The sequence below is a fragment of the Rhizobium sp. USDA 4016 genome (assembly GCF_056279705.1).
In genome coordinates this window covers 2,518,684-2,536,351 of record NZ_JBWCCY010000004.1, presented here as the reverse complement: position 1 = coordinate 2,536,351, position 17,668 = coordinate 2,518,684, and the positions used below count along the sequence as shown (strand labels likewise).

13 protein-coding genes and 1 pseudogene are annotated in these 17,668 nt (G+C 61.2%); 8 read left to right on the top strand and 6 right to left on the bottom strand.

Features of this window, described 5'->3' with window-relative positions:
- Positions 1–147: 147 nt before the first annotated feature.
- Entirely contained in the window at positions 148–783 is a 636-nt protein-coding gene (locus ACZ9DP_RS28030; protein WP_074067274.1) for an outer membrane protein, read from the top strand.
- 705 nt (positions 784–1,488) lie between these two features.
- Here the strand turns inward: ACZ9DP_RS28030 and ACZ9DP_RS28025 are convergent.
- Both ACZ9DP_RS28025 and ACZ9DP_RS28020 read right to left on the bottom strand, forming a co-directional pair.
- Positions 1,489–2,085, bottom strand: coding sequence for a glutathione S-transferase (locus ACZ9DP_RS28025; RefSeq protein WP_476204205.1), 597 nt, complete (start codon positions 2,083–2,085; stop codon positions 1,489–1,491).
- Between the two features lie 55 nt (positions 2,086–2,140).
- Complete coding sequence (locus ACZ9DP_RS28020; RefSeq protein ID WP_476204203.1) at positions 2,141–3,010, bottom strand: 23S rRNA (adenine(2030)-N(6))-methyltransferase RlmJ; 870 nt, start codon at positions 3,008–3,010, stop codon at positions 2,141–2,143.
- A gap of 83 nt (positions 3,011–3,093) precedes the next feature.
- Here ACZ9DP_RS28020 and ACZ9DP_RS28015 point away from each other — a divergent pair, with 83 nt between their 5' ends.
- The 3 genes from ACZ9DP_RS28015 to ACZ9DP_RS28005 all read left to right on the top strand — a co-directional run bounded on the left by ACZ9DP_RS28015 (position 3,094) and on the right by ACZ9DP_RS28005 (position 7,283).
- On the top strand, positions 3,094–5,232 hold the full coding sequence (locus ACZ9DP_RS28015) for a molybdopterin-containing oxidoreductase family protein (protein WP_246763278.1): 2,139 nt from the start codon (positions 3,094–3,096) through the stop codon (positions 5,230–5,232).
- Complete coding sequence (locus tag ACZ9DP_RS28010) at positions 5,229–5,822, top strand: NUDIX domain-containing protein (protein WP_476204202.1); 594 nt, start codon at positions 5,229–5,231, stop codon at positions 5,820–5,822. The genes ACZ9DP_RS28015 and ACZ9DP_RS28010 overlap by 4 nt, the downstream gene beginning before the upstream one ends.
- Before the next feature lie 297 nt (positions 5,823–6,119).
- Positions 6,120–7,283, top strand: coding sequence for an alpha-D-ribose 1-methylphosphonate 5-triphosphate diphosphatase (locus ACZ9DP_RS28005; protein WP_476204201.1), 1,164 nt, complete (start codon positions 6,120–6,122; stop codon positions 7,281–7,283).
- A 4-nt stretch (positions 7,284–7,287) separates the two neighbouring features.
- On the opposite strand, the gene purN is transcribed toward ACZ9DP_RS28005, so the two are convergent.
- Positions 7,288–7,950 carry a phosphoribosylglycinamide formyltransferase gene (purN, locus tag ACZ9DP_RS28000; RefSeq protein ID WP_476204200.1) on the bottom strand — a complete coding sequence of 221 codons (663 nt, stop codon included), beginning with the start codon at positions 7,948–7,950 and terminating at the stop codon, positions 7,288–7,290.
- A complete protein-coding gene (gene purM / locus ACZ9DP_RS27995) occupies positions 7,947–9,020 on the bottom strand; it encodes a phosphoribosylformylglycinamidine cyclo-ligase (RefSeq protein ID WP_476204199.1) in 1,074 nt (357 codons plus the stop codon). Before purM ends, purN begins: the two co-directional genes overlap by 4 nt.
- A 238-nt stretch (positions 9,021–9,258) precedes the next feature.
- Between purM and ACZ9DP_RS27990 the strand changes: the two genes are divergently transcribed.
- From ACZ9DP_RS27990 to ppx, 4 genes and pseudogenes are all read left to right on the top strand, one after another.
- Positions 9,259–10,380 carry an AI-2E family transporter gene (locus tag ACZ9DP_RS27990; protein ID WP_074067286.1) on the top strand — a complete coding sequence of 374 codons (1,122 nt, stop codon included), beginning with the start codon at positions 9,259–9,261 and terminating at the stop codon, positions 10,378–10,380.
- Positions 10,377–11,075: a DnaA regulatory inactivator HdaA gene (gene hdaA / locus ACZ9DP_RS27985; protein ID WP_476204198.1), complete on the top strand. Its 699-nt coding sequence runs from the start codon at positions 10,377–10,379 to the stop codon at positions 11,073–11,075. Before ACZ9DP_RS27990 ends, hdaA begins: the two co-directional genes overlap by 4 nt.
- A 65-nt stretch (positions 11,076–11,140) precedes the next feature.
- Entirely contained in the window at positions 11,141–13,345 is a 2,205-nt protein-coding gene (locus ACZ9DP_RS27980; protein ID WP_194729364.1) for an RNA degradosome polyphosphate kinase, read from the top strand.
- Positions 13,346–13,357: 12 nt separating this feature from the next.
- Positions 13,358–14,882: pseudogene (gene ppx / locus ACZ9DP_RS27975) on the top strand (exopolyphosphatase).
- A gap of 291 nt (positions 14,883–15,173) precedes the next feature.
- Here the strand turns inward: ppx and ACZ9DP_RS27970 are convergent.
- Positions 15,174–16,532: an esterase-like activity of phytase family protein gene (locus ACZ9DP_RS27970; RefSeq protein ID WP_476204197.1), complete on the bottom strand. Its 1,359-nt coding sequence runs from the start codon at positions 16,530–16,532 to the stop codon at positions 15,174–15,176.
- Positions 16,533–16,587: 55 nt separating this feature from the next.
- Positions 16,588–17,652 carry an adenylate/guanylate cyclase domain-containing protein gene (locus ACZ9DP_RS27965; protein WP_476204196.1) on the bottom strand — a complete coding sequence of 355 codons (1,065 nt, stop codon included), beginning with the start codon at positions 17,650–17,652 and terminating at the stop codon, positions 16,588–16,590.
- Positions 17,653–17,668 lie beyond the last annotated feature (16 nt).

Genomic DNA, 17,668 nt, shown 5'->3' with positions numbered 1-17,668 from the left:
CCTCAATCATTTCACAATTTGGCTCTCTCAAATCCGCAATTGCGCTCCACTTTCGACCTCGATCCGAGAGGGACATCTTGTAATTTCTCGCGAATGCTTCGGCGTAGGACAGTCACGAAGGGCGCGAGATCGAAAGGAGAAATGAGTATGCGTACATTTATTGCTAGTCTGATGGCGTCCGCCTTCGTGATCGCCGGCTTTTCTGCCGCCAACGCCGCCGATGCAGTCGACCAGGTTCCGGAAGCTCCGGTAGCACAGGCCGAGCCGGCCGCTCCGGCAGGTAACTGGGAAGGCTTTTACCTCGGCGGCGCGGGCACCTATAACAAGGGCAACTTCGGTGCAGACCGCGACGGTTACGCGATGGGCGGCCAGCTCTACACGGGCTACAACTGGCAGAGCGGCCAGATCGTCTACGGTGTCGAAGCCGATCTCGGTTATTCCGGCCTCGACAGCACGTCTGACGGCATCACCAACAAGAACCGCTTCAACGGCTCCGTTCGCGGCCGTGTCGGTTACGACCTGAACCCGTTCCTGCTCTACGCCACGGCTGGTGCAGCTGCGGCGAACAACAAGGTCAGCGGCTTCGGTCAGTCCGATACCAATACGGCTTTCGGTTACACCGTCGGCGCCGGCGCTGAAGCTATGGTGACGAACAACATCACGGCACGTGTCGAATATCGCTTCAGCGACTATCAGAACAAGGACTTCGATCTCGGCGCCACGAACGTATCCCGCGGCTATGACGAACACAGCGTCAAGGTCGGTATCGGCGTCAAGTTCTAAGTCTGCCGAACACATCTAATGAAAGCCGGGCCTCGCGCCCGGCTTTTTTGTTTGTGCGCCAGGCATGGCGCGTGGTGTGCGAACACCGTGTGGCCGGGGTGGTATCCGGCCGATGACTTGGAGGTGAGAGTCCTCTGCGGGCCCTGGTGATGGGAACCGTTAGCTGAACAGCAAGGGCGTTGCCGCGAGGCGGGGTCTGAAGGAAGCTGTAGGCAAAGTGCCGGCCTGACGCACACAACCAGCGCATATGAGGCGTCCGCATCCGGGTGAGGGGGCAAACACACCCGAAGCCCGATATCACCCGGAGGGTGCGGGCGTAGATGCGACAGGTATTTGGCACGAAGGTCACGCGTCTTACCCTGAGGTCTGCCGACCTGCCCCTGGTTTTCAGGTGTTGCTACCGGCGTCGAAAGGTGTCGGGATGGGGCGGCAGAAGTCAGCAGACGCCGTAGTAGCCGGACCAACCGGTGAAGGGCCGAACATGTCGACGGAGGCCGGACCGCTTTTCCGACCGCCTTGAGCAGATGCCTCGCAAGAGGGCCTAAGCCGGAGGTAGCGGGCGGAACCCGCGAGATAAGGCTGGGCGCTTGTAGGGCGGCGGGCATTGGGGACCATGAAACCGACGCGACATGAACCGCCGTGTACGGAACCGTACGCACGGTGGTGTGGGAGGAGGGACGCCGCAAGGCTCCCTCCTACCCGATCTCAGCCATGCGGCTTGAGTTCCTGATAGGCAGGAAATTTCTTCTCGAATTTGCGTGCCCAGGCGATCAGTTCCGGATGTTCGGCTTCCCACTGGCCCTTGAAGCGCAGTTCCAGATAGCCGATCGTCGCAGCAAGCGCGAAGTGACCGCCATTCAGCCTGCGGCCGATCTTCGGTGGATGCGCGCTGATGTGGTTCAGGCCGCTGACGGCCTTCTTCCACTGCCGGTCGATCCAGGGCTGGTGCACCTTCTCCTCGTCGCGGAAGCGGCGCTCGTAAACGATCGCCAGCAGGCAGTCGCAGATGCCGTCGCAGAGTGCTTCCAAAATTTCGGCATCGGTTCGCTTGCCGTTCTTCGAAGGGTAGAGCTTCGTGTACTTGAGCCGCCCGAAATAATGCATGATCGCCACGCTGTCGAAGACCGAAACCCCTTCGTCGGTCAGAAGCGTGGGGATTTTGCCGAGCGGGTTGTTGTCGACGAGGATTGCCGGGCCGGCATTGGTATCGACACGGATTTCGGTGACGCCGAGTTCCAGATAATGCGCAGCCATCAGCACCTTGCTGGAATAGGGCGATGTCGGGGAGCAGAGCAGCTTCATGTTTCACCTCGAAAGCGGTTTCGGTGCGGACAAATTTCGCACGTGCAGCAAGCGGTCAATCGGCGTTTCCGGTCTTCGCTTCGCCACGCAGCCAGAATGCGCGCTGTGAGGCGAACCGATCTTGGGCGAGATGATCCTTGAGCGCCGGCAGCAGCGCGTGCAACTCGTCCTTCAGCGTGAAGGGCGGGTTGACGATGATGAGACCGGAGCCCGTCAACCCGGTAACGCTGCGGTCGCTGCGCACGCTGAGTTCAGCGCACAGCATCTTCGGAATTTGGGTCGCCTGCAGCGCCTCGTGAAATTCCTTGATGGGAGCGCCCCTCTTCAGCGGATACCAAAGGCAATAGATGCCGCCCGGAAACCGCCGGTAGGCCCTCGCCAGACCGTCAACTAGACGCTCGTATTCGCCGTCCTCCTCGAATGGTGGATCGACAAGCACGATGCCGCGTTTTTCCTTCGGCGGCAGATGCGCGCCGAGCGCCAGCCAGCCGTCGAGCTCGGTGATGCGGGCATGGTGATCGCCTTCGAACAGCCGGTGAAGGCGGATATAGTCCTCCGGATGCAGTTCCATCGCCGAAAGCCTGTCCTGTGGGCGAAAGAGCATGCGCGAAAGCTTCGGCGAACCGGGATAGAAGCGCACGCCGCCATCCGGGTTGAGTTCCCGGACCGCGGAAAGATAGGGCTCGAGCAGCCCGGCCACCTGCGGCGCAAGCTCGGCCTCCATGATCCTGCCGATGCCGTCCTGCCACTCGCCAGTCTTTTGCGCCTCTTCCGAGGAGAGGTCGTAAAGCCCGACGCCGGCATGCGTGTCGAGCACTCGGAAAGCGCCGTCCTTCTTCTGCAGATAGCGGATGAGACGCGCCAGAACGGCGTGCTTCAGCACATCGGCAAAATTGCCCGCGTGATAGATGTGGCGGTAGTTCATTTTCGCTGATGCCTGTTATGAATTCATGTCATAGCCGTCATTTCCGGCTTTTGGCGGATGACGGCTTGGAATATAGAAAAGCCATGAACATTGCGACCCCCATTCACGCCAAATCCGCCGATCCCGGCAAGAAGGTCGGGCACACCGCGTGTCCGCACGACTGTCCCTCCACCTGCGCGCTGGAAGTGGAGATTGCGGAGGACGGCCGCATCGGCCGTGTGCGCGGTGCCAACGACCACACCTATACGTCCGGCGTCATCTGCGCCAAGGTCGCGCGCTATGCCGAACGCCTCTACCATCCGGACCGGCTGATGCACCCTCTGCGCCGCATCGGCGCGAAAGGCGAGGGGCGCTGGCAGCAGATTTCCTGGGACGAGGCTCTGGACGAGATCGCCGAAGCCTTCATGAAGGCCGAAGGGAAGGATGGCAGCGAGGCGGTCTGGCCTTACTACTATGCCGGCACCATGGGCTGGGTGCAGCGCGACAGCATCGAGCGCCTGCGCCACGCCAAACGCTATTCCGGCTTCTTCTCGTCGATCTGTACCAACCCGGCCTGGACCGGCTTCACGATGGCGACGGGCACGCTCCGCGGTCCCGATCCGCGCGAGATGGGTCGCACCGATTGCGTCGTCATCTGGGGTACGAACGCGGTCGCGACGCAGGTTAATGTGATGACGCATGCGATTAAGTCGCGCAAGGAACGCAGCGCGAAGATCGCCGTCGTCGATATCTACGACAATCCGACGATGAAGCAGGCCGACATGGCGCTGATCGTCAGGCCTGGCACCGATGCGGCGCTCGCCTGCGCCGTCATGCACATCGCCTTCCGCGACGGCTACGCCGACCGGGCCTATATGGCAAAATATGCCGACGATCCGGCAGGTCTCGAAGCGCACCTCAAGACGAAGACGCCGGAATGGGCGGCCGCGATCACCGGTCTCTCGGTGGATGAGATCGAAGCCTTCGCAAAGCTCGTCGGTACGACGAAGAAAACCTATTTCCGCCTCGGCTACGGCTTCACCCGCCAACGCAACGGCGCGGTCGCCATGCATGCCGCAGCCTCGATCGCCACCGTGCTCGGCTCCTGGCAGTATGAGGGCGGCGGCGCTTTCCATTCGAACAGTGACATTTTCCGCATGAACAACGCGGAGCTGACCGGAAAATCGATGAAGGATCCGGATATCCGCATGCTCGACCAGTCGCAGATCGGCCGCGTGCTGACGGGCGATGCCGCATCACTCCGCCATCGCGGACCGGTCACCGCCATGCTTGTTCAGAACACCAATCCGATGAACATCGCGCCTGAGCAACGCCTTGTGAAGGGCGGCTTTGCGCGGGGCGATCTCTTCGTGGCCGTACACGAGCAGTTCATGACCGAGACGGCGGAAATGGCCGATATCGTCATTCCCGCCACGATGTTCGTCGAGCATGACGACATCTACCGCGCCGGCGGCCAGAACCATATCCTGCTCGGCCCGAAACTCGTCGAACCGCCGCCGACGGTGCGCGCCAACCTTTTTGTCATCGAGGAACTCGCAAAGCGCCTCGGCGTTGCGGATCAGCCAGGCTTCGGCTTTAGCGCCCGGGAAATGGTCGACCGCATTCTCGAAACAAGCGGCCTGCCGGACTACGATCACTTCCTCGAGCATAAATGGTTCGACCGCCAGCCTGACTTCGAAGACGCGCATTTCCTCAACGGTTTCGCGCATACGGACGGCAAGTTCCGCTTTCGGCCGGATTGGGCGAACCAGCCGGCGCCTAACCGTCCACCGGAATCCGTCGGCTTGCTCGGCCCGCATCCCGAGCTGCCGGCTTTTCCCGATCAAGTGGATGTCATCGAAATGGCCGATGCCGAACATCCCTTCCGGCTGGCAACCTCGCCCGCGCGCAACTTCCTCAATTCCAGCTTTTCCGAAACAAAGACGTCGCGGCAGAAGGAGGGGCGTCCCGAACTGATGATCAATCCGCAGGATGCCGAGATAAACGGCATTGCCCACGGCGATCTCGTCCAGATCGGAAACCGGCGCGGCGAGGTGCGCCTGCACGCCCACGTCACGACCGAGGTCAAGCCGGGCGTTCTGATCGCCGAAGGCTTGTGGCCCAACAAGGCGCATGTCGACGGCGAGGGCATCAATGTGCTCACCGGCGCAGACCCCGTTGCGCCCTATGGCGGTGCGGCGGTCCACGACAACAAAGTCTGGCTGCGCAAGGATGCCGTATGACGAAGTTCGCGAAGGCAAGGGCGGAGGTCGTCGGGGAAACGACGCTCGCGGAGGGCTGGACGCGGCTGAGCGTTTATAAGCTCGATTACAAGGATTCGAACGGCCTTACCCATCGCCTCCATCGCGAGGTCTATCACCGCACGCCGGCCGCGACGATCCTGCTCTACGATCCGAAACGCGGCTCCGTCGTACTCGTCAAACAGTTCCGCCTGCCGCCCGATCTTCGGGGCGAGCCCGCCTTCATGATCGAAACGCCGGCCGGCCTTCTCGACGGCGAGGAGCCGGAAGCAGCGATCCGCCGCGAAGCGATGGAAGAGACGGGCTTCCGCGTCCGCGACGTCCGGTTCCTCTTCAGGGCCTACAGCTCGCCCGGTTCGAACAGCGAAGTCGTGCATTTCTTCGCCGCGCCGATCGATACGTCCGACCGCGTCTCGAACGGCGGTGGCCTGGCCGAAGAGCATGAGGATATCGAAGTGCTGGACGTGCCGCTGGACACGGCAATCGCCATGATCGAAAGCGGCGATATCCGCGACATGAAGACGATCATCCTGCTGCAATGGGCGGCGATGAAGAGGGATAGCTTGATCTAATCGACATTTTTTCCCAGGACCGTTGATCTTTCGGCAGTCGACCGGTTGGATCGATGACCCTCACCTGATACGCAAGCGTGCTCGACCATTTCCAGAGTACGAGATTGATGGCCGTTTCCGCACGATGGGCAAAGGACGGCACGAGCAGGGCCGACATATTTTTCATGCAGCTCATCAAGTATTGTGAAAGTGCTTTGGGTTGATTGTCGCAGCAGCATCCAAGTTCATACCGCTGTCACGAATCCCGCCTAAGCGCTGCAGTTTATCAAATCATGGAATGCCGTCAGGAGAGTGCCTATGTGGCTCAGCAATTTCACGCTCGTTCTTCCCGAAGAGGTGGTGAGCCGGGGCGCAATCCGGATCGAGGACGGGGCGATTGCCGAGATACGGTCGGAGCCGGTCGGCAATGCCGCGATCGACGGCGGCGGGCGGTTGCTGATGCCGGGTTTCGTCGATCTGCATGGCGACATGGTCGAGCGCGAGATCGCGCCGCGCCCGAACGCCATGATGCCGATTGATTTCGGCATCCATGAACTCGACAAGAAACTCGCGGCCGCCGGCGTGACGACGGCTTTTGCGGCGATCTCCTTTGCGACCGAGAGCGTCTACGGCTATGTCCGCTCACTCGAAACAACAGGTGCGATCATCGAGGGGATCAACCGGCTCAAGCACGATCTGCTGATCGACCATCGCGTCCATGCGCGCTATGAGATCACCAATCTGGGTGCCGCGCCCGCGCTTGAAAAGCTGCTTGAAGCCGGTCATATCGATATGGTGTCGCTGACCGACCATACGCCGGGGCAGGGGCAGTACAACAACATCCAGAGCTACATATTGAGCATCGCCGAGCGCCGGGCGATCTCCGAGGAAATGGCAGCGGAAATGGTCGCCAAGCGCATTGCCATGCGCAGCAATCCGGAGATCGAGGCAAAGCTGAAGGAGATCGTCGCCCTCTCGCTCAAGGGGCAGCTGTCGCTTGCTTCCCACGATGACGATAGTGCTGAAAAGGTCGCCGAGATGCATGATCTCGGTGTGACGATCAGCGAGTTTCCGGTCACGCTACCAGCTGCCGTGGAGGCCCGCCGCCGCGGGCTCTGGACGCTTATGGGAGCGCCCAATGCGCTTCGCGGCCAGTCAATGTCGGGCAATCTGAGTGCGCTCGATGCCGCCAAGGCCGGGCTACTGACGGTGATTGCTGCCGATTATCACCCGGCGGCTTTCGTGCCCGGCATCTTCAAGATCGCCGAGTACACCGCAATGCCGGCCGCGGTCGCCATGGCGACCAGGAATGCCGCCCGTTCCGCAGGTCTGACGGACCGCGGCGAGATCGCCGTCGGTCAGCGCGCCGATCTGGTCGTCGTCGAGCCGGGCGATGTGCACCGCATCCGCGCCACCTTCTGCGGCGGACGCTTCGTCTACAGCGACGGCACCTTGCATCAGCTTCGGGCGCTCGTTGCGTGAAGGATCAGGCGATCAGGGAAATGATGTGATTGGCATTGGGGCGGGCGGATATCGCTGCGCCCACCGCCCTGCCGCCTTCCATTCGCACCTTGCCTTCGGCAAAGAGCCGCAGCGCTTGCGGATAGAGCTGATGCTCGACCGTGAGGACACGCGCGGCGAGCGTCTCGGCGGTATCGCCGGACAGAACCGGTACGGCGGCCTGTCCGATCGCCGGCCCTTCATCCATGCCTTCGGTCACGAAATGCACCGTGCACCCTGCGATCCGCATGCCGGCGTCGATGGCGCGCTGATGCGTGTGGAGGCCCGGGAAGAGCGGCAGAAGGGAAGGGTGGATGTTGATCATCCGGCCCTCGTAACGTTGGATGAATCTCGCGCTCAGAAGCCGCATATAGCCCGCAAGGCAGAGAATATCCGGCGAGAGCCGGTCGAGCGCTTCAAAGATCGTCGCCTCGTGGGCTTCCTTACTGGCATAATCCTTGCGAACGAAAGCGAACGTGGAAATGCCTTCCGCGGCGGCTTTCGCAAGGCCGCCCGCATCCGCCTTGTCGGAAATCACGCCGACGATTTCAGCGGGAAAGTCCGGAGCTTTCGCTGCCGCGACGAGCGCCATCATGTTGGAGCCGCCGCCGGAAATGAAGACGACGACGCGTTTGCGCGGCATGGTCATAGAGCGAGCGTGCCCTTGTAAACCGTTCCCGGCGCACCTTCTGCGCGGCCGATTATCCGGCCGAGCGTGATGATCTTCTCGCCTTCCGATTCCAGGAGGGCGGTCACCGCAGCGGCATTTTCAGCCGAGATGACGGCGATCATGCCGACTCCGCAGTTGAAGGTGCGCAGCATTTCCTTCGCCTCGACGCCACCCGTCTTGGCAAGCCAGGAGAAGACCGGCGGAACCTTGACCGCGGCAAGATCGATCTCGGCGGCAAGATGCTTAGGCAGCACGCGCGGGATATTTTCGGGGAAGCCGCCGCCGGTGATGTGCGCCAGCGCCTTGACGGCGCCGGTTTCGCGGATCGCCTTCAGAAGCGGCTTCACATAGATGCGGGTCGGCGTCAGCAGCGCTTCGCCGAGAGCCGTGCCTTCGGCGAAAGGCGCCGGCGCCTCCCAGCCGAGACCCGAAAGCTCAACGATCTTGCGCACCAGCGAAAAGCCGTTCGAGTGAACGCCGGAGGAGGCGAGGCCGAGGATGATATCGCCGTCGGCAATATCGCCTGCAGGCAGAAGCTGGCCGCGCTCGGCGGCACCAACGGCAAAGCCTGCGAGATCGTAATCGCCGGAAGAATACATGCCCGGCATTTCCGCCGTTTCGCCACCGATCAATGCACAGCCCGCCTCGCGGCAGCCGGCAGCAATACCGCCGACGATCGCCGCACCCTGTTCCGGATCGAGCTTGCCGGTCGCGAAATAGTCGAGGAAGAAGAGCGGCTCAGCACCTTGCACGACAAGGTCGTTGACGCACATGGCAACGAGGTCGATGCCGACCGTTTCGTGGTAATCCGCGTCGATGGCGATCTTCAGCTTGGTGCCGACGCCGTCATTGGCGGCGACGAGAACCGGATCGGTGAAGCCGGCGGCCTTGAGATCGAACAGGCCGCCGAAGCCTCCTATTTCGCCATCGGCGCCAGGCCGCCTCGTGGAGCGTACGGCAGGCTTGATCTTCTCAACCAGAAGATTTCCGGCATCGATATCGACGCCTGCGTCGCTATAGGTCAGGCCGTTTCTTCCAGACTGGCTCATGCTGATCTCCGATGGCTGGTTCGGGCGGTATAATGGACCGCGTCACATGCGGGTCGCAATTGCATGAGAGTGCGCTTTATGCAAGGTGGCGATGGAGAAAAGCCCCAATTTCCCGCTCTTTCCATAGGGGAGGGTTGGATTTTCCGCCGCAGGGTTGACCATCTTCCGGCCCGCATCCTATGTGCTTCGAGTAGCGGCGCGAAAAGATTGCGTCACGGGCAGACGAACGGGGAAAGCGATGCCACATCAGGTCAGCGGAGCAAGTCTCAAACGGCAGGTCTTCTTCTGGCTGGGCGTGCTCGTCTTCTTCATCGTCTTTCTCTATATCTTCAGCTCCATCCTGCTGCCCTTTGTCGCCGGCATGGCGATCGCCTATTTCCTTGATCCCGTGGCCGACCGTTTGCAGCGTCTGGGGCTCAGCCGCCTGATGGCAACAATCGGCATCCTGGTCGCCTTTGTCATCATCTTCGCGCTGGCCCTGATGATCCTCATTCCGGTCCTGATCAATCAGTTCAACGATTTCGCCCAGCGGCTCCCCGGATATATCAGCCAGCTGCAGGCCTTCATCGCCAATGTACAGGATTCCGTGCTGCCGGGTTGGATCAGGAACCAGCTCGGCACGATCAAGGACAATTTCTCCGGCATATTGTCGGAAGGCATGGGCTTCCTGACCGGCCTCTTTGGCCAGATCTGGAATTCCGGCAAGGCCATCGTCGACGTCATCTCGCTGCTGGTCGTGACGCCGGTCGTTGCTTTTTACATCCTGCTCGACTGGGACCGCATGATTTCCAAGGTCGATCAGTGGATTCCGCGCGATTATGTCAGCGACGTTCGCCAGATCGCTCATGAGATCGATCAAGCGATCGCCGGCTTCATTCGCGGGCAGGGCTCTCTCTGCCTGATCCTCGGAATCTACTACGCCGTCGGTCTGTCGCTCGTCGGCTTGAACTTCGGCCTGCTCATCGGACTCTTTGCCGGCATGATAAGCTTCATCCCCTATGTCGGCTCGCTGGTCGGGCTGGTTCTTGCGGTCGGCGTGGCGCTCGTTCAGTTCTGGCCGGATTATCTCTGGGTCGGCGCCGTGCTCGTTGTCTTCTTCAGCGGCCAGTTCCTGGAAGGCAATATCCTGCAGCCGAAACTCGTCGGCCACAGCGTCGGACTTCACCCGGTCTGGCTGATGTTCGCGCTCTTTGCGTTCGGCGCGCTCTTCGGCTTCGTCGGCCTGCTCGTTGCCGTGCCGGCCGCTGCCGCCGTCGGCGTCCTTGTCCGCTTTGCGCTCTCGCGCTACCTTCAGAGCGATCTTTATGCGGGCCGTTCGCAACCTGCCGACGCCCGGAAGACAAAAGCCGAATCCAAATGAACGACGTGAAGCGCAAGGCGGGGGAACAGCTCCCGCTGGTCTTTTCCCATGATGCGGCAAGCGGCCGGGACGACCTGCTGGTCTCCGACCGGCTGAGCGCTGCGGTGGCCATCATCGACGCCTGGCCGCAATGGCCGTCGCCGGTCGTCATTCTGGCCGGGCCGGTCGGTTCCGGAAAGTCGCATCTTGCAAGCATCTGGAAAGAGCATAGCGGTGCCGTCAGCATCCATCCGAAGCGAGGATCGGATGCCGCCGTTACTGCGGCAAACGGGCCTGTCCTTTTCGAGGATGTCGACCGCCTCGGCTTCGATGACACCGAACTTTTTCACGTCATCAACAGCGTGCGCGAAAACGGCAACAGCCTGTTGATGACGAGCCGCCTGTGGCCGATGTCGTGGCCGGTGGAGCTTGCCGACCTGCGCTCGAGGCTCAAGGCTGCGACCGTCGTCGAAATCGGCGAGCCGGACGAGGAATTGCTGTCGCAGGTTATCGTCAAGCTCTTCTCCGACCGGCAGCTTAATATAGATGACAAACTCGTCCTTTATATCGTGAACCGGATGGAGCGGTCGCTGAACGCGGCCCAGACGATCGTCGAAAGGCTCGACCGGCTGGCCCTTGCACGGGGCACGAAAATCACCCGGTCGCTCGCTGCCGAAGTATTGAATGAATTGGGTAATTCGGCGTCGTCCGATTGACTGTCACAGTTCCGTCGTGAAACTGATATACTGCGCATGGACGAGTGAAACGGGGTGATCGGAACATGGACAGTGCGGTAGCAGAGCATCAGGAACCCATTCCGGAAACAGCGGCAGCAGTCCCGCCGCTGGAAGACCTGCTCGCTAGTCCCGAACGTTTCATCAACCGTGAATTTTCCTGGCTGCAGTTCAACCGTCGCGTTCTCGAGGAAACGCTGAACACTGAGCACCCGCTGCTCGAGCGCGTCCGTTTCCTGTCGATTTCCGCGGCCAATCTCGACGAATTCTTCATGGTGCGCGTCGCGGGCCTCGAAGGCCAGGTACGCCAGAACATCGTGGTTCGCACGCCGGACGGGAAGACGCCCGCCGAACAGCTCGATGCAATCCTGCAGGAGATCGACAATCTGCAGATGGAGCAGCAGGCTTCGCTTGCCGTCCTGCAGCAGTATCTCGCGAAGGAAGACATTCTGTTCGTCCGTCCCGGCGCTCTCAGCGACGCCGACCGGCAGTGGCTGGCCGCAGAGTTCGAGCAGGCGATCTTTCCGGTTCTGACGCCGCTGTCGATCGACCCGGCTCACCCGTTCCCGTTCATCCCGAACCTCGGTTTCTCGATCGGCTTGCAGCTGACCAGCAAGCACGGGCGCGAGCCGATGACGGCGCTGCTTCGCCTGCCGCCTGCGCTCGATCGCTTCGTGCGCTTGCCCGATGACGCCGGCACGATCCGCTATATCACGCTGGAGGATGTCGCGAACATCTTCATTCACCGGCTCTATCCCGGTTACGAGGTGCAGGGCTCCGGTACATTCCGCCTCATCCGCGACAGCGATATCGAAGTGGAGGAAGAAGCCGAAGACCTCGTGCGCTTCTTTGAAACCGCGCTGAAGCGCCGCCGCCGCGGCAAGGTAATCCGCATCGAGACGGATTCCGAGATGCCGGCATCGCTGCGCCAGTTCGTGGTGCAGGCGTTGAACGTTCCAGACAATCGTGTCGCCGTTTTGCCGGGCCTGCTCGCGCTCAATACGGTCTCCGAGATCACCAAGGCGCCGCGCGACGACCTTCGGTTTCCGCCCTACAATGCGCGATTTCCCGAACGCGTTCGCGAGCATGCCGGAGACTGCTTCGCGGCCATTCGCGAAAAGGACATGGTGGTTCATCACCCCTACGAGTCTTTCGACGTGGTGGTCCAGTTTCTTCTCCAGGCTGCGCGCGATCCTGACGTTCTGGCGATAAAGCAGACCCTTTACCGCACTTCGAACGACAGCCCGATCGTCCGGGCTCTCATCGATGCTGCCGAAGCCGGTAAGTCGGTGACTGCCCTCGTCGAGCTCAAGGCCCGTTTCGACGAAGAGGCGAACATCCGTTGGGCACGCGACCTAGAACGCGCCGGCGTGCAGGTCGTCTTCGGCTTCATCGAGCTCAAGACACACGCAAAGATGTCGTTGGTCGTTCGCCGCGAGGAGGGCAGACTTCGCAGCTACTGCCACCTCGGCACCGGCAACTACCATCCGGTCACCGCGAAGATCTATACCGACCTCTCGTTCTTCACCTGCAATCAGGTGATCGCCCACGATATGGCGAACATCTTCAACTTCATCACTGGCTACGGCGAGCCGGAGGAGAGCATGAAGCTCGCCGTTTCGCCTTATACGCTGCGCTCGCGCATCCTCTTTCACATCGACGAGGAGATCAAACATGCCAAGAACGGTGCGCCGGCAGCGATCTGGATGAAGATGAACTCGCTCGTCGATCCGGAAATTATCGACGCGCTCTATACGGCAAGCCGGGCAGGCGTTGAAATCGATCTGGTTATTCGCGGTATCTGCTGCCTACGCCCGCAGGTGCCGGGCCTCTCCGACAATATTCGCGTCAAGTCGATCGTCGGCCGCTTCCTGGAGCACAGCCGCATCTTCTGCTTCGGCAATGGACACGGCCTGCCGTCCGACAAGGCGCTCGTCTATATCGGCTCCGCCGACATGATGCCCAGAAACCTCGACCGCCGCGTCGAGACGCTCGTCCCGCTCATCAATCCGACTGTGCACGAGCAGGTTTTGTCCCAGATCATGCTAGGCAATATCATTGACAATCAGCAGAGCTACGAGATATTGCCCGACGGCACGTCTCGGCGCATGGAAGTGCGCAAAGGCGAAGAACCGTTCAATGCGCAGCAGTATTTCATGACCAATCCCAGCCTTTCCGGCCGTGGTGAAGCCCTGAAATCCAGTGCGCCCAAGCTGATTGCCGGCCTGCTTTCCGGCTGGACCAAGAGATAAAACTGGACCTGCATGGTTGAATCAGAAGCCCAGGGGCGCCTACCAGGGATTGCCCCGGTCTCCGTCGTCGATATCGGGTCGAATTCGATCCGCGTGGTCATCTACGAAGGCATGTCCCGGTCGCCGGCGATCCTTTTCAACGAAAAGGTGCTCTGCGGCCTCGGTAAGGGCATCGCGCTGAACGGCAGGATGGATGAGGAAAGCGTCGCCCGCGCGCTGGCCGCCCTGCATCGTTTCAAGGCCCTTTCCGACCAGGCCCGCGCGGCGACCATGTATGTGCTGGCGACGGCTGCCGCGCGCGAAGCCTCCAACGGGCCTGACTTCATCCACCAGGCCGAAACGATCCTCCAGCGCAAGATTCGCGTGCTTTCCGGCGAGGAGGAGGCGAAGTTTTCCGCGCTCGGCGTCATCAGCGGCTTCTTCCATCCGGACGGCATCGCGGGCGACCTCGGCGGCGGCTCGCTGGAACTCATCGACATCAAGGAGCGCGAGATCGGCAGGGGGGATCACCCTGCCGCTCGGGGGGCTTCGCCTTTCGGAATATGCCGGCGGCTCCCTCGTGAGAGCCCGCACTTTCGCGCGCAAGCATGTTCGAAGCGCCACGAAAATCCTGGAAAAGGGGGCCGGGCGAACCTTCTACGCGGTTGGTGGCACCTGGCGTAACATCGCCAAGCTGCACATGGAACTTACCCAATATCCGCTTCACATGATGCAGGGCTACGAGGTTTCTCTCGAAGGGATGATGCAGTTCCTCGATCAGGTGGAAGTAGCCAGGGACTCCAAGGATCCGGCCTTCCAGGCGGTCTCGAAGCATCGCCGTGCGCTGCTGCCCTTCGGCGCCGTTGCCATGAAGGAAGTGTTGAGCGCGATGAATCCCGGTGTCATTTCCTTCTCGGCGCAGGGCGTTCGCGAAGGCTACCTCTACTCGCTGCTGTCGGAGGGCGAGCGCCGCGCCGATCCGCTGCTTTCGGCGGCCGGCGAGCTTGCCATCCTGCGCGCGCGTTCCCCTGAGCATGCGCGCGAGCTTGCGCGATGGACCGGCTACATGATGCCGTATTTCGGGGTTGTGGAAACGGAAGAGGAAGCCCGCTACCGCCAGGCGGCGTGCCTGCTCGCCGACATCAGCTGGCGCGCGCATCCGGACTACCGCGGCCTGCAGGCGCTGAACCTGATTGCCCATTCCTCCTTCGTCGGCATCAGCCATCCCGGCCGGGCCTTCATCGCGCTCGCCAATTACTACCGCTTCCAAGGCCTGCATGACGACGGCTCGACGGCACCGCTTGCCACGATCGCCGGCCCGCAATATGTCGAGCGCGCCAAGCTGCTCGGCGGCATGCTGCGCGTCGTCTATCTCTTCTCGGCCTCCATGCCGGGCCTGGTGAAGAACCTGACATTCCGCAAGTCCTCCAATCCGAGCATCGACCTCGAATTCGTCGTGCCATCGGAATATCGCGACTTCGCGGGAGAACGCCTCGACGGCCGCCTGCAGCAGCTCTCGCGGCTGACGAACAGACGGCTGGCGTTCAGGTTCGAGTAGGGGGCATTCGTGGATTTTGTTCTGCGGTGAAGCGCCCTTGAACACCGTCATTCCTGTTCTCGTCAGAGGAATCCAGCCACAGCGGGTCTGCGCCGTGAATAACTCTCCCGCAAATCAAAATGAACCTCCCGCGCCTCAAGGACTTGGGCGCACCTGATTCTGTGGCGGGCACAGGTATGAGGCGGGAGAACGAAAAAACGGTCTGCCGAGCAACGCCTCATCCGCAGTGAGCCGCAAGGAAGGGGAGGATGGCACTCACGCGCCACCCTCTCCATCCCCAAGAGCGTCTATCTATTTCGCACTCAAAAAATCACCCACTTCCAGCAGGCTGAACTCGTTGTCATCTGCCTTGTCGACGGCGCGGCCGGCGGAGAAGGGAAGGTTGTTGTCGTTGCCGACGATGATGTGCGTGGCATCGACGCGGTCGACATTCTCGATCGTCACGAAGGGCATGTCGTAGAAGCCTTCGCCGCCGCCCTGTTTCTTCTTGTTGTCCGGGTCTTCGATATGCATCAGGTCGATGTAACCGATCTTGCGCACGGCCTTGCTGGCGTTGGCATCGTCGAGCTCGATTTTGTAGATGCGCTTGAACTCCGCCGGAGCTTGGAAGCAGTCCGGCTTAGGCTCCTTGGGATCGGCACAGACCTTGTCCTTCGTACCGGCGCCATTGTCGCGCTCGATGACGAGGGCGGTCGTGTCGTCCAGCATGTTGAAGTCGCCAATCGCGGCACCCTTGTCCTCGAATGGATAAAACCAGCTGCGGCCCGTCCATTTCTTGGAGGCGACGTCGAACTCGATGACGCGGATGGCAGTGTGGCCGTCAACGGATTCCATCTTGCCGTCATCCTGATAGAGCGCGCCTTCCAGAAGGCCGTAAAGCTTGGTTCCGTCCTTCGACATGGCAAGACCTTCGAAGCCACCGGAGCGCTTGAGGTTGAAGGCAGGCATCTTGGCGGCCGGATTTGCCGGAACCGAGAGCAGCGGGTTGTCGGGCGACATCACCAGCTTGCCATCGGCCGTGGTGGCGATCACGTCGGTCAACCGGCCTTCGGTATCGACTTTCAAAAGATAGGGACCGAACTCATCGCCGAGCCAGAAGCCGTCGGCGACCGGCTGGATGGATTCGATGTCGAAATCTCCGCCGGTCAGATAGCGTTTCTCGGCACCTTCGAGAGTAATCGGGAAGGGCGCGATCTTGTTTGGATCAGAGAGGAAGATGTTCTTGACGACGTCGGCCTTGCCGGTCGTCCAGTCGAGTTTCATCTGGTGCAGGAAGAGCATGGCGTCGCTGGAGTTGCCCTTGGAGCCGAAACCGTTGTCGGAGAGCGTCCAGAACGTGCCGTCTTCCATCGTCTTGATGCCGGAAAAGCCTTGGACAGGCTGGCCGTCGAGCGGCAGCTTGATGTCGGTGACGCGCTGTCCGTCCTTGCCGGGAACGGAGCCGAGCGCTTCGGTGCGCTTGCGGTCCGGAGTGGTGAACTTGCCGGCGTGCTTCAGGAATTCGGGCGCGTCGGCGGGTGCCGGAACCAGCGTGTTGGCAGGCAGGATCGCCTGGCCGGCGAGCTTGGCCGGAAAAGCCCGCTGGTCGGCGGAAGCGGAGGCGGCGACGAGGAAGAAGAGGGAGACGGAACTGAAAAGCGCAGCTTTCATGGAAACCTCCAGTAAAATGAAATGGCGGTTTCGCTTAGCAGTCCATTGATGGCGCCTAATTGAAGGTTGAATGAAGCTTTGGTGACGCTGCCGACGTGGGCAGGGCCTGTGCCAGCGTCATGACGCCGAGTCCTTGGCCCCGGCCCTTGAGCGCATGAACACCCAGGTCCTGCGCGCTGATCCTTTCAGGCAGCGTCAGGCGTTGGGCAAGCTCGCTCGAGATCAGCACCGGCCGGTTCAGTGTCTTGCAAAGGGACTCAAGCCTTGAAGTTGTATTCACAGTGTCGCCGAAATAGGCGATCTTGTGGTGATCGACGCCGATTTCCGCTGTGATGACGAAGCCACCATGGAGTGCTGCGCGCAGGCGGGGCACCTGTCCATATTGCTTCAGCCAGCTTTCCGCATCGGCTTCGATATCGTTCAGGATGTCGAAGATACAGCGCACGCAGCGGCCATCCTTCAGCCCGCGCGCGAGCGGCCAGGTTATGATCGCGGAATCGCCGACGTAATCGTCAATCGCCCCTTTGTTCCGCCGCACCGGTTCGGCAAAAGCGGCAAACAGCGAGTTCAGCAATTGCTGCGCTCGAAGATCTCCGTGCTTTTCGGCAAAAGGGGTCGAATCGACGAGGTCGATAAAGAGGAAGATGCGTTCCTCCTGGACGGGGGTCCGGTAGCGGCCGGAAAACATGCTGAGAAAAACATCGCGGCCGAGCAGTTCGCGCACGCGCAACACGAAGATGACGACGGCGCAGACCCCCAGCGCATACATGAAGACGTTGAACGGCATCACCAGGATGTTCAAGAGCGACTCAGGCTTGATCAGCCCGATCGCCGACAGCAGCGAGGCGGCCAGCGCATAGCCGATGTTCATGAGGGCTTCATAAATCAGCAAAGCTGAAATGATGAACGACGCCGTCGGAAGTTTCTGGAGCCGCCGGTAGAGCGGGCGCAGGAAGGCTCTCCGCTCGAAGGCCAAAATCGGCATGCCGATAAAGACCGCAAAGACCGCGCCGATGATGACCGGTTCGCCGGGATAGACCACCAGGCTATAGGCTACGCCGCTTGCAGCCATCACGGCCGTTAAGAGAAGCCAGTTCTGCGCTGGAGAAATCTCTTTCATGACATCTGACCTGTGT

Bases quoted from the DNA above. Each gene is read 5' to 3' on its own strand.
- ACZ9DP_RS28030 (WP_074067274.1), top strand. From the start codon at position 148: ATGCGTACATTTATTGCTAGTCTGATGGCGTCCGCCTTCGTGATCGCC.
- ACZ9DP_RS28025 (WP_476204205.1), bottom strand. From the start codon at position 2,085: ATGAAGCTGCTCTGCTCCCCGACATCGCCCTATTCCAGCAAGGTGCTG.
- ACZ9DP_RS28020 (WP_476204203.1), bottom strand. From the start codon at position 3,010: ATGAACTACCGCCACATCTATCACGCGGGCAATTTTGCCGATGTGCTG.
- ACZ9DP_RS28015 (WP_246763278.1), top strand. From the start codon at position 3,094: ATGAACATTGCGACCCCCATTCACGCCAAATCCGCCGATCCCGGCAAG.
- ACZ9DP_RS28010 (WP_476204202.1), top strand. From the start codon at position 5,229: ATGACGAAGTTCGCGAAGGCAAGGGCGGAGGTCGTCGGGGAAACGACG.
- ACZ9DP_RS28005 (WP_476204201.1), top strand. From the start codon at position 6,120: ATGTGGCTCAGCAATTTCACGCTCGTTCTTCCCGAAGAGGTGGTGAGC.
- purN (WP_476204200.1), bottom strand. From the start codon at position 7,950: ATGACCATGCCGCGCAAACGCGTCGTCGTCTTCATTTCCGGCGGCGGC.
- purM (WP_476204199.1), bottom strand. From the start codon at position 9,020: ATGAGCCAGTCTGGAAGAAACGGCCTGACCTATAGCGACGCAGGCGTC.
- ACZ9DP_RS27990 (WP_074067286.1), top strand. From the start codon at position 9,259: ATGCCACATCAGGTCAGCGGAGCAAGTCTCAAACGGCAGGTCTTCTTC.
- hdaA (WP_476204198.1), top strand. From the start codon at position 10,377: ATGAACGACGTGAAGCGCAAGGCGGGGGAACAGCTCCCGCTGGTCTTT.
- ACZ9DP_RS27980 (WP_194729364.1), top strand. From the start codon at position 11,141: ATGGACAGTGCGGTAGCAGAGCATCAGGAACCCATTCCGGAAACAGCG.
- ACZ9DP_RS27970 (WP_476204197.1), bottom strand. From the start codon at position 16,532: ATGAAAGCTGCGCTTTTCAGTTCCGTCTCCCTCTTCTTCCTCGTCGCC.
- ACZ9DP_RS27965 (WP_476204196.1), bottom strand. From the start codon at position 17,652: ATGAAAGAGATTTCTCCAGCGCAGAACTGGCTTCTCTTAACGGCCGTG.